The 13445-nt window shown below is 71.6% G+C and carries 10 protein-coding genes and 1 tRNA gene; 3 read left to right on the plus strand and 8 right to left on the minus strand.

Annotated elements, in window-relative coordinates; all coding sequences use genetic code 11:
• Positions 1-45: 45 nt before the first annotated feature.
• Positions 46-702 carry an ANTAR domain-containing response regulator gene (locus ABT129_RS05550; RefSeq protein ID WP_351896895.1) on the minus strand — a complete coding sequence of 219 codons (657 nt, stop codon included), beginning with the start codon at positions 700-702 and terminating at the stop codon, positions 46-48.
• Between the two features lie 93 nt (positions 703-795).
• Between ABT129_RS05550 and ABT129_RS05555 the strand changes: the two genes are divergently transcribed.
• Both ABT129_RS05555 and ABT129_RS05560 read left to right on the plus strand, forming a co-directional pair.
• A tRNA-Leu gene (locus tag ABT129_RS05555) sits at positions 796-879 on the plus strand.
• An 84-nt stretch (positions 880-963) separates the two neighbouring features.
• A complete protein-coding gene (locus ABT129_RS05560; protein WP_351896898.1) occupies positions 964-1752 on the plus strand; it encodes a helix-turn-helix domain-containing protein in 789 nt (262 codons plus the stop codon).
• Here the strand turns inward: ABT129_RS05560 and pyk are convergent, their stop codons facing one another.
• Both pyk and ABT129_RS05570 read right to left on the minus strand, forming a co-directional pair.
• Positions 1753-3180, minus strand: coding sequence for a pyruvate kinase (pyk, locus tag ABT129_RS05565; RefSeq protein WP_351896900.1), 1428 nt, complete (start codon positions 3178-3180; stop codon positions 1753-1755). It abuts the gene before it with no gap.
• A 146-nt stretch (positions 3181-3326) separates the two neighbouring features.
• A complete protein-coding gene (locus ABT129_RS05570; RefSeq protein WP_351896901.1) occupies positions 3327-4010 on the minus strand; it encodes an SIMPL domain-containing protein in 684 nt (227 codons plus the stop codon).
• 181 nt (positions 4011-4191) lie between these two features.
• On the opposite strand from ABT129_RS05570, the gene ABT129_RS05575 reads away from it, so the two are divergent.
• Positions 4192-6000 (plus strand): 5'-nucleotidase C-terminal domain-containing protein, encoded by a 1809-nt coding sequence (locus ABT129_RS05575; RefSeq protein WP_351896903.1) that lies wholly within the window; start codon positions 4192-4194, stop codon positions 5998-6000.
• 4 nt (positions 6001-6004) lie between these two features.
• On the opposite strand, the gene ABT129_RS05580 is transcribed toward ABT129_RS05575, so the two are convergent.
• The 5 genes from ABT129_RS05580 to ABT129_RS05600 form a co-directional block, all read right to left on the minus strand.
• Positions 6005-7420, minus strand: a complete 1416-nt coding sequence (locus ABT129_RS05580) for a lysine N(6)-hydroxylase/L-ornithine N(5)-oxygenase family protein (RefSeq protein ID WP_351896904.1) — start codon at positions 7418-7420, stop codon at positions 6005-6007.
• Positions 7417-8793: a pyridoxal phosphate-dependent decarboxylase family protein gene (locus ABT129_RS05585; protein ID WP_351896906.1), complete on the minus strand. Its 1377-nt coding sequence runs from the start codon at positions 8791-8793 to the stop codon at positions 7417-7419. The genes ABT129_RS05580 and ABT129_RS05585 overlap by 4 nt, the downstream gene beginning before the upstream one ends.
• Before the next feature lie 514 nt (positions 8794-9307).
• On the minus strand, positions 9308-11794 hold the full coding sequence (gene pepN, locus ABT129_RS05590; RefSeq protein WP_351896909.1) for an aminopeptidase N: 2487 nt from the start codon (positions 11792-11794) through the stop codon (positions 9308-9310).
• Between the two features lie 322 nt (positions 11795-12116).
• Positions 12117-13103, minus strand: a complete 987-nt coding sequence (locus tag ABT129_RS05595; protein ID WP_351896911.1) for an asparaginase — start codon at positions 13101-13103, stop codon at positions 12117-12119.
• Positions 13103-13444 (minus strand): chorismate mutase, encoded by a 342-nt coding sequence (locus tag ABT129_RS05600; protein WP_351896914.1) that lies wholly within the window; start codon positions 13442-13444, stop codon positions 13103-13105. The genes ABT129_RS05595 and ABT129_RS05600 overlap by 1 nt, the downstream gene beginning before the upstream one ends.
• Position 13445: the final 1 nt, after the last annotated feature.

Genomic DNA, 13445 nt, shown 5'->3' on the forward strand with positions numbered 1-13445 from the left:
CAGTGCTGTGGGGCGGGCCTTCTTTGTACGTGGGGGAGGCCGGGGCTACTCCTTGCCCTTGGCCGCCTTCTTCTCCTCGGCGTCCTCGATGACGGCCTCGGCGACCTGCTGCATCGACATGCGGCGGTCCATGGAGGTCTTCTGGATCCACCGGAACGCGGCCGGCTCCGTCAGCCCGTACTGCGTCTGCAGGACCGACTTCGCGCGGTCCACCAGCTTGCGGGTCTCCAGACGCTGGGAGAGGTCCGCGATCTCCTGCTCCAGGGCGCGCATCTCGGCGAAGCGGGAGACGGCCATCTCGATCGCCGGCACGACGTCGCTCTTGCTGAACGGCTTCACGAGGTACGCCATGGCACCGGCGTCCCGGGCCCGCTCGACCAGCTCGCGCTGGGAGAAGGCGGTCAGCATGAGGACCGGGGCGATGGACTCCCCGGCGATCTTCTCGGCGGCCGAGATGCCGTCGAGGACGGGCATCTTCACGTCGAGGATGACGAGGTCGGGGCGGTGCTCGCGGGCGAGCTCGACGGCCTTGGCACCGTCACCGGCCTCGCCGACGACCGTGTAGCCCTCTTCCTCCAGCATCTCTTTGAGGTCGAGACGGATGAGTGCCTCGTCCTCGGCGATGACGACACGGGTCGTCAGCGGCGGGACGTGCGACGCGTCGGCGTCGTCGGCGGGCTGGGGCGACTCGGGGGCGGTCACGGGGGCTCCTCGTTGCGGGGCAGTGTGCTGCACCAGGAAGCCTACCTAGCTGCTGGCCGGACGAGTGACCGGGTACACTCCGAGTGGCAACCTGCCGGGTTGGCGAAATCGGCAAACGCGGAAGCCTCAAAAGCTTTTGCCCGAAAGGGCTTGCGGGTTCAAGTCCCGCACCCGGCACCGATCACAAAGCGGACGTTCACTTTCGCGTGAACGTCCGCTTTTCGCTGCGCACGGCGATGATTCATCGCACAGAGTGACCGTATGAACTTTTACGGCGCGGACGTACGCCAGCGGGCGCTCACGCTGCTACGAGGCGGCGCCAGGAACGCCGACGTGGCTCGCGAACTCAACGTCCCCAAGGGCACGATCAGCTATTGGAAGCACGTGGACCGCGCGAAGCGTGGAGAGTGCCCGGGCAGGCGCAGCCCTCTTTGCCCACAGTGCGACGGGCGGGAACTCGACGCAGCCGCATACGCGTACCTGCTCGGTCTCTACCTCGGCGACGGCCACATCGCCCAGAGCCTCGCAATGCGGGTGCCAAGCCTTTCCATCTCGTGCACGGACACCTGGCCGGGTCTCATCGACGCGTGCGTGCGGGCCATGCAGTCCGTCCTGCCCGGTAATCACGCCTCGAAGGTCCAGAGGCAGGGGTGCTCGGACGTCAAGATCTACTCCAAGCATCTCCGATGCATCTTCCCTCAGCACGGGCCGGGCAAGAAGCACGAGCGCCTCATCGTCCTCGAACCGTGGCAGCAGACGATCGTCACGGCGCACCCCTGGGAGTTCATTCGGGGGCTCATCCACTCCGACGGCAGCCGGATCACCAATTGGACCGAGAAGGTGATCGGCGGACGAACCAAGCGGTACGAGTACCCCCGCTACTTCTTCACCAACTCGTCCGCCGACATCATCGGGCTCTTCACCGACGCCCTCGACCGCGTGGGCGTCGACTGGAAGTCCGCGAACCAATCGCGCACCGCGCAGAACATCTCCGTCGCCCGCAAAGCCTCCGTCGCGCTCATGGACCTTCACGTGGGGCCCAAACACTGACTATGTCAGCGACTCCCCGATGTGGTGGACCCGGACCAGGTTGGTCGAGCCCGCGACTCCCGGCGGGGAGCCCGCCGTGATCACCACGATGTCGCCCGGGCGGCAGCGGCCGATCCGCAGCAGTTCCTCGTCGACCTGGGCCACCATCGCGTCCGTCGAGTCGACGTGCGGGCCGAGGAAGGTCTCGACGCCCCAGGTGAGGTTGAGCTGGGAGCGGGTGGCCGGGTCCGGGGTGAAGGCGAGCAGCGGAATCGGCGAGCGGTAGCGGGAGAGGCGCTTGACGGTGTCGCCGGACTGGGTGAAGGCGACGAGGAACTTCGCGCCGAGGAAGTCGCCCATCTCCGCGGCCGCGCGCGCCACGGCGCCGCCCTGGGTGCGGGGCTTGTTGCGGTCGGTCAGGGGCGGCAGGCCCTTAGCGAGGACGTCCTCCTCCGCGGCTTCGACGATCCGGCTCATGGTGCGGACGGTCTCGACCGGGTAGCGGCCGACGCTGGTCTCGCCGGAGAGCATGACGGCGTCGGTGCCGTCGATGACGGCGTTGGCGACGTCGGAGGCCTCGGCGCGGGTGGGCCGGGAGTTGTCGATCATCGAGTCGAGCATCTGGGTGGCGACGATGACCGGCTTGGCGTTGCGCTTGGCGAGTTTGACGGCGCGCTTCTGGACGATCGGCACCTGCTCCAGGGGCATTTCGACGCCGAGGTCGCCGCGGGCGACCATGATGCCGTCGAAGGCGGCGACGATCTCCTCGATGTTCTCGACGGCCTGGGGCTTCTCGATCTTGGCGATGACGGGGAGCCGGCGGCCCTCCTCGTCCATGATGCGGTGGACGTCCTCGATGTCGCGCGCGCTGCGGACGAAGGAGAGGGCGATGACGTCGGCACCGATGCGGAGCGCCCAGCGGAGGTCGTCGATGTCCTTCTCGGAGAGGGCGGGGACGGAGACGGCGACGCCGGGGAGGTTGAGTCCCTTGTGGTCGGAGACCATGCCGCCCTCGATGACGAGGGTCTTCACGCGGGGTCCGTCGACGGCGACGACTTCGAGGGTGACGCGGCCGTCGTCGACGAGGATGCGCTCTCCGGTGGTGACGTCCGCGGCGAGTCCGGAGTAGGTCGTGCCGCAGCCGTGGCGGTCGCCCTCCATCGGTTCGACGGTGATGGTGAACTCGTCGCCGCGTTCAAGGAGTACGGGGCCTTCACGGAAGCGGCCGAGGCGAATCTTCGGGCCTTGAAGGTCGGCGAGGACGCCGATGCTGCGGCCGGTCTCGTCGGAGGCTTTGCGGACGCGCTGGTAGCGCTCCTCGTGCTCGGTGTACGAGCCGTGGCTGAGGTTGAAGCGGGCCACGTCCATTCCGGCCTCGATCAATGCCTTGATCTGGTCGTATGTTTCGGTGGCGGGCCCAAGGGTACAAACGATTTTCGCTCGGCGCATGGGTCGAGCCTAGGGCTTACCCACCAGTAGCGAGTTGGCGGGACATGACTACTCAACAACCTTTCCGTGAAAGGCTGTTGACAAGTCTTGAATCTGTGCACCGGGGTGCTCCGATGAGCGATTTCCGCACCCCGGCGGCCTTCGTCTCAGAGTGCGGGCGGCCTCATCGTGAAGCGTGCGACGACCTCGGCCGTGACGGTCTGCCGCTGCGGTTCGAGGTCGAGACCGGGGGCCGCGCCGCCCTCCTCGGCCGCGAAGGCGACGGGCACCGGGCCGTACGCCCGGTGCCCCGGCGTCATGGAGTCCTCCGCGCCGGCGTCCGACAGTTCGAGGAGTGAGGCGAGCGAGGTGCCGAGCGCTTCGGCGTAGGCCCGCGCCCGCTGGACCGCTTCCGTCACCGCGAGCCGTCGCGCCTCCGCGTACGCCGGGGAGTCCGGCCGCAGTGCCCACCACGGGCCGTCGACGCTCGTCATCTCCAGGTCGGCGAGGCGCGCGACGAGTTCGCCGAGGACGGTGAAGTCGGTCAGCCCGGCCTTCACCTGGACCCGGCCCCGGTAGTTCTGCACCCGCTCCCCGCGTCCGCGCCGGGCGAGGTCGGGGGCGATCGACAGGCTGCCCGTCTCCACCTTCTCGACCGCCGTCCCCTGCGCCTTGAGCAGGTCGAGGACCTGGGTGTTGCGCCGGGTCAGGTCGGCGAGTGTCGCCGCGCGGTCCGCGCCGCGGGCGGAGACCGTGACCCATACCTGGGCCAGCTCGGGGTCGACCTCGAGTCGCCCCTCACCCCGGACCGTCACCCGGGGTGCGTCGGGGGTCGCGTGTTCCTGCGTCACGTCCTGGTTCCTCCCTGTTCGGCAACGAACGTCCCACGAACACTTTCCCACTCCGTAACCCGGAAGGGCTGTTGCCGACGTGGCTCCTGAGCCAGAATCTACGCGCGTTGTGCGTCCCTACCGGGCCTGGACCAGGCCCGGAACGGGCCTGAGGCGACGTCACCGAACCAAGGAGAGACACATGCCGCTGAACCGCCGGACGTTCCTGGAGAGCTCTGTCGCCGTCGGGGCCGGAGCCGCCCTCACCGCCGGGGTCGCCGCCCCCGCCGAGGCCCACGGACACGGCCACGGACACCGTCCGAAGCCGGCCAGGCGGTACTCCTTCACCGTGATGGGCACCACCGATCTGCACGGCAACGTCTTCAACTGGGACTACTTCACGGACAAGGAGTTCGACGACAAGGCGCACAACGACGTCGGCCTCGCCAAGATCTCCACGCTGGTCGACCAGGTCCGCGAGGAGAAGGGGCGCCGCAACACCCTGCTCATCGACGCCGGTGACACCATCCAGGGCACGCAGCTGTCGTACTACTACGCCAAGGTCGACCCGATCACGGCCCGCCGGGGCCCCGTGCACCCGATGGCCCAGGCCATGAACGCCATCGGCTACGACGCCGCCGCGCTCGGCAACCACGAGTTCAACTACGGCATCCCGGTGCTGCGGAAGTTCGAGGAGCAGTGCGACTTCCCGCTGCTCGGCGCCAACGCGCTCGACGCGAAGACCCTGCGGCCGGCCTTCGCCCCGTACAGCATGCACCGGCTGCGCACCCCGCACGGCAAGGACGTGAAGGTCGCGGTGCTGGGCCTGACCAACCCGGGCATCGCCATCTGGGACAAGGCGAACGTCAGCGGGAAGATGGTCTTCCCGGGTCTGGAGGAGCAGGCCGCGAAGTGGGTGCCGAAGCTGCGGTCGATGGGCGCGGACGTGGTCGTCGTCTCGGCGCACTCGGGTTCCAGCGGCACCTCCTCGTACGGTGACCAGCTGCCCCACATCGAGAACGCGGCCGGGCTCGTCGCCGAGCAGGTGCCGGGCATCGACGCCATCCTCGTGGGCCACGCGCACACGGAGATCCCCGAGTACCGGGTGAGGAACAAGGAGACGGGCAAAGACGTCGTCCTGTCCGAGCCGCTGAAGTGGGGCCAGCGGCTCACCCTCTTCGACTTCGACCTGGTGTGGGAGAAGGGGCGCTGGACCGTCGAGAAGGTCGCCGCCCAGGTCCTCAACTCGAACACGGTGGCGGAGGACCGGAAGATCACCCGGCTGCTCGGGGACGAGCACAAGAAGGTCGTCGCGTACGTCAACCAGATCATCGGCACCTCGACCGCCGCGATGACCACGGCCGACGCGCCGTGGAAGGACGAGCCGATCATCGACCTGATCAACGTCGTCCAGGCCGAGACGGTGAAGGCCGCGCTCGCCGGTGGGGCGTACGCGGCTCTGCCGGTGTTGTCGCAGGCCTCCTGCTTCTCCCGTACGGCCCGCATTCCGGCCGGTCAGGTCTCCATCAAGGACGCCGCCGGACTGTACCCCTTCGAGAACACCCTGGAGGCGCGTCTGCTCACGGGTGCCCAGCTCAAGGACTACCTGGAGTTCTCGGCCCGGTACTACGTGCGGACGCCGGCGGGCGCGCCCGTCGACACGGCGAAGCTGACCAACGCGGACGGGACGCCGGACTACAACTACGACGCCGTGTCGGGGCTCACGTACGACATCGACATCGCCCGGCCGGCGGGTTCCCGGATCGTGAACCTGTCCTTCGAGGGGAGGCCGCTCGACCCGGCGGCGAGGTTCGTCCTCGCGGTCAACAACTACCGGGCGAGCGGCGGCGGCGCGTTCCCGCACGTGGCGGGCGCGCAGCAGCTGTGGGCGAACTCGGACGAGATCCGCAACACCATCATCCAGTGGGTGCGGGCGAAGGGGACGGTCGACCCGGGTCTGTTCGCGTCGGTGGACTGGAAGCTGACCCGGGACGGCGTGCCGGTCTTCTAGACGGTCAGACGATCTGTGTGAGAGGCGTCAGCTTCTGGCCCTGGGCCGGGATGCTCGGCGCCTCTCGTGTCTCCAGGCCGAAGCTGGTGAACGCGGTGCGGCGCGGGAGCGGGTACGGCTCCTTGCCGGTGACGGAGTTGAGGATGGTGGCGCTCCGCCAGGCCGCCAGGCCGAGGTCGGGGGCGCCGACGCCGTGGGTGTGCCGTTCGGCGTTCTGTACGTGGACGGCGCCGGTGACGGAGGGGTCCAGGACCAGTCGGTACCGTTCGTCGACGCGGGCCCGGCCGGTGGAGTCATGGCGCAGGTACGGGTCGAGGCCGGCGAGCATCCGGTCGACGGGGCGTTCCCGGTAGCCGGTCGCGAGGACGACGGCGTCGGTGGTGAGGCGGGAGCGGGTGCCTTGCTGGAGGTGCTCCAGGTGGAGTTCGACCTGGGTGGTGGCGACGCGGCCGGCGGTGCGGACGCGGACGCCGGGGGTGAGGACGGCGTCGGGCCAGCCGCCGTGGAGGGTGCGGCGGTAGAGCTCGTCGTGGATGGCGGCGATCGTGTCGGCGTCGATGCCCTTGTGGAGTTGCCATTGGCGGGGCATGAGTTCGCCGCGTACCGACTCGGGCAGGGCGTGGAAGTAGCGGGTGTAGTCGGGGGTGAAGTGTTCCAGCCCCAGCTTGGAGTACTCCATGGGGGCGAAGGCCTCGGTGCGGGCGAGCCAGGTGATCCGCTCGGTTCCGGCGGGGCGTGCCCTGAGCAGGTCGAGGAAGACCTCGGCGCCGGACTGGCCCGAGCCGATGACGGTGACGTGGCCGGCGGCGAGGAGCGTGTCACGGTGGGCGAGGTAGTCGGCCGAGTGGAAGACGGGGACGCCGGGGGCGTCGGCGAGCGGCCTGAGGGGTTCGGGGACGTACGGCTCGGTGCCGACGCCGAGGACGACGTTGCGGGTGTAGGCGCGGCCGAGGGCCTCGGCGCCGCCGTCCGGGTCGATCTGGGTGTAGTCGACCTCGAACAGGCGGCGTTCGGGGTTCCAGCGGACCGAGTCGACCTGGTGGCCGAAGTTCAGGCCGGGGAGTCGCTCGCTGACCCAGCGGCAGTAGGCGTCGTACTCGGCGCGCTGGATGTGGAACTTCTCGGCGAAGTAGAAGGGGAAGAGGCGTTCGCGGCTCTTCAGGTAGTTGAGGAAGGTCCAGGGGCTGGCGGGGTCGGCGAGGGTCACCAGGTCGGCGAGGAAGGGGACCTGGAGGGTGGCGCCCTCGATGAGGAGGCCCGGATGCCAGTGGAAGGCGGGCTTCTGCTCGTAGAAGGCGGTGGAGAGGCCGCCGGGGACGCCGTGTGCGAGGGCGGCGAGGGAGAGGTTGAAGGGGCCGATCCCGATGCCCACCAGGTCGTGGGGCCGGTCGATCTCGTCCTTGGGGGTGCTGCCGGTCATCGGTGCGCGCTGCCTTCCACGAGGGTGATGAGGTGGGCCAGGTCGCCGGGGGTGGCGTGGGGGTTGAGCAGGGTGGCCTTGAGCCAGAGGCGGTCGTCGGCCCGGGCGCGGCCGAGGACGGCGCGGCCCTCGGCGAGGAGGGTGCGGCGGACGGTGGCGACGGTCTCGTCGTCGGCGCCGCTCGGCCGGAAGAGGACGGTGGTGAGGGCGGGTCGGGCGCGGAGGTCGAGGCCGGGGCTCTTCTCCACGAGGTCGGCCAGGTCCTGGGCCCGGTCCAGGCAGGCGTCGACGAGGGCGCCGAGACCGGTGCGGCCGAGGGCGCGGAGGGTGACGGCGGTCTTGAGGACGTCGGGGCGGCGGGTGGTGCGCAGGGAGCGGCCGAGGAGGTCGGGGAGACCGGCGTCGGTGTCGTCGTCCGCGTTCAGGTAGTCGGCGGTGTGGCCGAGGGCGGTGAGATCGGTGGCGTCGCGTACGGCGAGGAGTCCGGCGGCGGCGGGCTGCCAGCCGAGTTTGTGCAGGTCGACGGTGACGGTCCGGGCGCGGTGCAGGCCGTCGAGGAGGTGGCGGTGCGTTCGGCTGAAGAGGAGGGGGCCTCCGTAGGCGGCGTCGACGTGGAGGTCGGCGCCCCGGGCCGCGCACGTGTCGGCGAGCTCCGGCAGGGGGTCGATCAGCCCCTCGTCGGTGGTTCCGGCGGTCGCGGCGACGAGGACGGGGCCGGTGAGGGCGGCGAGGACCTCGTGGAGGGCGGCCGGGTCGATCGTTCCCCGGGGTGTGGGGACGACGACGGGTTCGGGGAGGCCGAGGAGCCAGGCGGCGCGGCGGAAGGAGTGGTGGGCGTTCGCGCCGACGACGGTACGCACCGGGCCGAGGCGTTCCCTCGCGAGCAGCAGGGCGAGCTGGTTGGACTCGGTGCCGCCGGTGGTGACGAGGGCGTCGGGGTTCGCCGCGTCCGGGTGGACCTCGGCGGCGAGCGCGGCGGTCACCAGGGCTTCCAGGGCGGAGGCGGCGGGCGCCTGGTCCCAGGAGTCCATGGACGGGTTCAGCGCGGAGGCGGCCAGGTCGGCGGCGGCGGCGAGGGCGAGCGGTGGGGTGTGGAGGTGGGCCGCGCAGAGGGGGTGGGCGGGGTCGGCGGCGCCGGCGGCGAGGGTGTGGACGAGGGTGGAGAGCGCCTCGTGGGGGCCGGTGCCGGTCTCGGGGAGTACGGCTCCGAGGGCCGCCGCCCTCGCCGCGACGGCCTGCGGGCCGCCGGGAGGGAGAGGACCGCCGCGCTCCTCCGCGCCGGTGCGGAGGGCGTCGAGGACGGTGTCCAGGAGGGGGCGGAGGGCGTCGGCGCCGGGGGTGCCTCCGGCGAGGGGTGGGGGTGCGGCACGCATGGTCGACAGGGTGGCGGGCGCGGGCGGGGCGTGTCCGGTGAGTCGACGGTTGTGACCCGAACGAGCGACGTGCGGTGGGGTTTGGAGTGCGGGTCGGTGTCTTGCGTCCTGGGGAGCCGCCCTCCCCCGCTCGTGCGGGCCGCCCGCTCCGCCCTCGTGTGAGCCGGCCTCCCCCGCCCACCCGTGTGGGCAATCGTCCCGCTGGGGCGGGACGGGTGGGCACACGGGACGGCGCGCTTGGCGGCGCCTCCGCTCCTTGTGCCTGGGCCCGCACCAGACGTGCGCCGATCCACGGGGTGCGGGTCGGGGCGCGGAAGCCTGGGCCCGGCCAGGGGCGCCGTTCCGTTGTGCCCACCCTCCCCCAGACTCCGTCCGGGGGGACCCCCACGCCCCAGCGGAACGAATGCCCACAACGGGGGCGCCCACCCCGACGGCCCACCGGGGCGCGGCCCGGTGGGGTGGGCAGCAGCCCGAAGGGGGCGTCGGCCCGGTGGGTTGGCGGTCCCCGGGGGGATCAGGTGTTGTGGGGTTTCAGGGCTCGGCGGAGGTCGTCCAGTTGGTCGACGAGCTTGCGGCGGAGGGCCGGGATCATGGTGGTCGATGCCAGGTGGTGTTCCCCGAGCGCCAGGGACTCCGCGTCGATCGCGTACGACGGGAAGGCGTAGCGCCCGGCCGCCTCCGCCATCGCGGGGCCCCGGCGGTCGGCGAGGGCGACGGCCGCCTCGTAGAAGCGGGGCACGTACGGCCGGACGAGTTCGGCCTGCTCGGGCTGCCAGAAGCCCTGGGCGGTGGCGGTGAAGAGGTAGTTGGAGAGGGCGTCCGTGTCGAAGAGGGCCGCCCAGGCCGCCGCCTTGGCCTCCTCCGTGGGGAGGGCGGCGCGGCAGCGCGCGGCGCCCTCCCGTCCGGTGGCGCTGGGGTCGCGGAGCAGTTCGGCGGCGATGGCGGGTTCGTCGGTGGCGCCGAGGACGGCGAGGCGGGCCAGGATGCGCCAGCGCAGTTCGGGGTCGAGTTCGGGGCCGCCGTGGACGGTGCCCTCGTCGAGCCAGGAGGCGATCTGGTCGGGGGTGGTGGCGCTGTCGATGAGGGCGCGGACGGCGGTGAGGCGCAGTCCGGGCGCGGAGCCGTCCTCGGTGCGGCGGAGGAGGGCGCGGGCGATCTCGCGGAGGGTGGCGAGGGCGGCGGGGCGGGCGTCCTCGGTGACGTACCGGTCGGCGATCTGGGTGCGGGCGAAGCCGAGGACGCCTTGGACGAGGGCGAGTTCGGTCTCAACGGGGAGGTGGGCGAGGGCGACTTCGAGGTATTCGTCGGGGGCGAGGTCGCCGTCGCGGACCATGTCGCGCAGCGCGTTCCAGATGACGGCGCGGGTGAGGGGGTCCGGGATGCGGGAGAGGCCGCGCAGGGCGGATTCCTCGGACGTGGTGTCGAAGCGGAGCTTGGTGTAGGTGAGGTCCTCGTCGTTGAGGACGACGAGGGCGGGGCGGGGGCCGGTGAGTTCGGCGGGCCGGGTCTGCGGGACGTCGAGTTCGCGGCGCTCGCGCAGGACGAGGTCGCCGGAGGGGTCGCGGTCGTAGAGGCCGGCGGCGATGCGGTGGGGGCGGCTGCCGTCGCGTTCGACGGCGAGTTCCCAGTGGAGGCCCGCGCCGGTGAGGGCGGGGGTGAGGGTGTCGACGCCGGTGGTGCGGAGCCACTGGTCGGCCCAGGCGTGGACGTCGCGGTCGGTGGCGGCGGCGAGGTTGTCGATGAAGTCGGCGAGGGTGGCGTTGCCGAACTTGTGGCGCTTGAAGTGGATGTTGATGCCGGCGAGGAAGTCCTTCTCGCCGAGCCAGGTGACGAGCTGGCGGAGGGCGGAGGCGCCCTTGGCGTAGGAGATGCCGTCGAAGTTGAGGAGTGCGGAGGCGGTGTCGGGGACGGACTCGGGGTCGGGGGCGACGGGGTGGGTGGAGGGCCGCTGGTCGGCCTCGTATCCCCAGGCCTTCCGGGTGACGCCGAAGTCGACCCAGGTGTCGGGGAAGAGGTCGGCGCAGGCCTCGTTGACGGTCTGGTAGCCCATGTACTCGGCGAAGGACTCGTTCAGCCAGATGTCGTCCCACCAGCGCAGCGTGACGAGGTCGCCGAACCACATGTGGGCCATCTCGTGGGCGATGACCATGGCGCGGGTCTGGCGTTCGGTGACGGTGACGGCGGAGCGGAAGACGAACTCGTCGCGGAAGGTGACGAGGCCGGGGTTCTCCATGGCGCCGGCGTTGAATTCGGGGACGAAGGCCTGGTCGTAGGAGTCGAAGGGGTAGGGCTCCTCGAACTTCTCGTGGAAGCGGTCGTAGCAGGCCTTGGTGACGGCGAGGATCTCGTCGGCGTCGGTGTCGAGGTGGGCGGCGAGGGAGCGGCGGCAGTGGATGCCGAAGGGGAGCCCGGCGTGCTCGGTGCGGATGGAGTGCCAGGGGCCGGCGGCGACGCACACGAAGTAGGTGGAGAGCGGCGGGGTGGGGGCGGCCTTCCAGCGGCCGTCGGGCTGCCGTTCGGTGATGCCGTTGGCGAGGACGGTCCAGCCCTCGGGGGCGTCGACGGAGACCTCGAAGACGGTCTTGAGGTCGGGCTGGTCGAAGGCGGGGAAGACGCGCTGGACGTCTTCCATGAAGAGCTGGGTGTAGACGTACGACTCGCCGTCGCTGGGGTCGGTGAACCGGTGCATGCCCTCGCCGGTACGGGAGTACCGCATGGTCGTACTGATGCTCAGGACGTGCTCGCCCTCGGTGAGGCTCAGGGGGAGGCGGTTCCCGTCGAGCGTCGTGACGTCGAGGGGCCGGTCGTCCAGGTGGGCGGAGTGCAGGGTTTCGGGCTTCAGCTCGACGAAGGTGTCCCCGGCGGCGCGGGCGGTGAACCGGATGAGGCTCCGGGAGTGGAAGAGGTCGTCGCCGGCGGTGAGGTCGAGGTCGACCCGGTGGTGCTGGACATCGAGGAGCTGGGCACGGGTCTGCGCTTCGTCGCGCGTCAGTACGGACATGGCCCTATGCTGCCCGATGCCTTCGGCGCGGGGCAGGGGTGGTGGGGGCAAGTCGTCCGGCCGCCCGGGGCGGGCGGGTCCGGAGCCGTACGGGGCGGGTGAGCTGGGCCGCGAGGGCACGGGAGCCCCTGGGCCGCTGTCGGGCGGCGGGGCCGGAGCCGTACCGGATCGGTCCTGGTCCGGCGGGGCCGGAGCCGGACCGGACGAGTCCCCGAACCGTCGGCCGACGGGGCCGGAGCCGGACCGGACGAGTCCCCGAACCGTCGGCCGACGGGGCCGGGGCCGGACCGGTCCCCGAGCCGTCGGCCGGGTCCCCGGGGGGTCAGGCGAGGCCCGAGCCGTTCAGGTGGGCGAAGGTGGCGGTGATGCGGGGGCGGTCGTAGCCGGCGGGGCCCGAGGCGCCGCTGGAGAGCAGGGCGTGCAGCAGGATCCGGGCCTTGGCGGGGTCGAGCGGGCCGGCCGGGATCAGCCCGTGGTGGAGCAGGTCGTACTCGGAGCCGGGGCCGCGGTAGGTGTCGGAGAGGGTCGTGCCGCCGCCGGTGCGGGAGGCCAGGACGACGGGGATGCGGCGGGCGATCTCGGCCAGGGGCTCGACGAGCCGGGCGGGGGCGTGGCCGGCGCCGAAGGCGGCGACGACGAGGCCCTGGAAGCGGTGGTCGACGGCGTCGAGGAGTTCGCCGCGGTCGCCGAGGGAGAGCGTCACGAGGGCCACCCTGACCTCGGGGTCGAGCTTCAGCGGGTGGACGGCGGACGGGACGGCGGGGCGGAGCAGGATGCGGGGTTCGCCCTCGACGACGCTGCCGAGCGGTCCGGCGCCGGGTGAGGCGAAGGTGGCGACGGAGGTGGTGTGGGTCTTGCGGGCGAACCGGGCGGCGTGGATCTCGTCGGCGAGGACGACGAGGACGCCGAGGTTCCGGCAGGCGGGGTCGGCGGCGACGGCGAGGGCGGCGGCCAGGTTGGCGGGGCCGTCGGCGCCCGGCAGGTCGGGGCGGCGCATGGCGCCGGTGACGGCGATCGGCTGCTCGGTGGTGCAGAGCAGGTCGAGGAGGAAGGCGGTCTCCTCCAGGGTGTCGGTGCCCTGCACGACGACCACGCCGGAGCCGGCGGCGACGGTGGCGCGGACCTCGGCGGCGAGCGCGGCGAGGTCCTCGTGGGTGAGGGTGGAGCTGGGGACGCGGCGGAAGTCGTTCAGGACGACGTCGTGGCCGCCGCCGAGTTCGGCGAGGACCTCCTGGCCGCTCATGCGGGCCGCGTCGCCGCCCCGGGCGGAGATGGTCCCCCCGAGGGTGAAGACCGTGACGCGGGCCATCAGCGTGCTCCGTCCGCGATCGTCTCGTGGTGGCGGATGACCTCGGCGATGATGAAGTTCAGGAGCTTCTCCGCGAAGGCCGGGTCCAGTTTCGCGCTCCCGGCGAGTTCCCGCAGCCGGGCGATCTGGCGGGCCTCGCGGGCCGGGTCGGCGGGCGGAAGCTGGTGCTGGGCCTTGAGGACGCCGACCTGCTGGGTGCACTTGAAGCGCTCGGCGAGCATGTGCACGACCGCCGCGTCGATGTTGTCGATGCTTTCGCGCAGCCGGGTCAGTTCGGCCCGTACGGCCTCGTCGACCTGGGCGGGGGCGTCGGCCGGCTGGGCCTGGGTGGAGTCACTCATG

This window comes from Streptomyces sp. NPDC002057 (assembly GCF_040296665.1).
GTDB lineage: Bacteria > Actinomycetota > Actinomycetes > Streptomycetales > Streptomycetaceae > Streptomyces.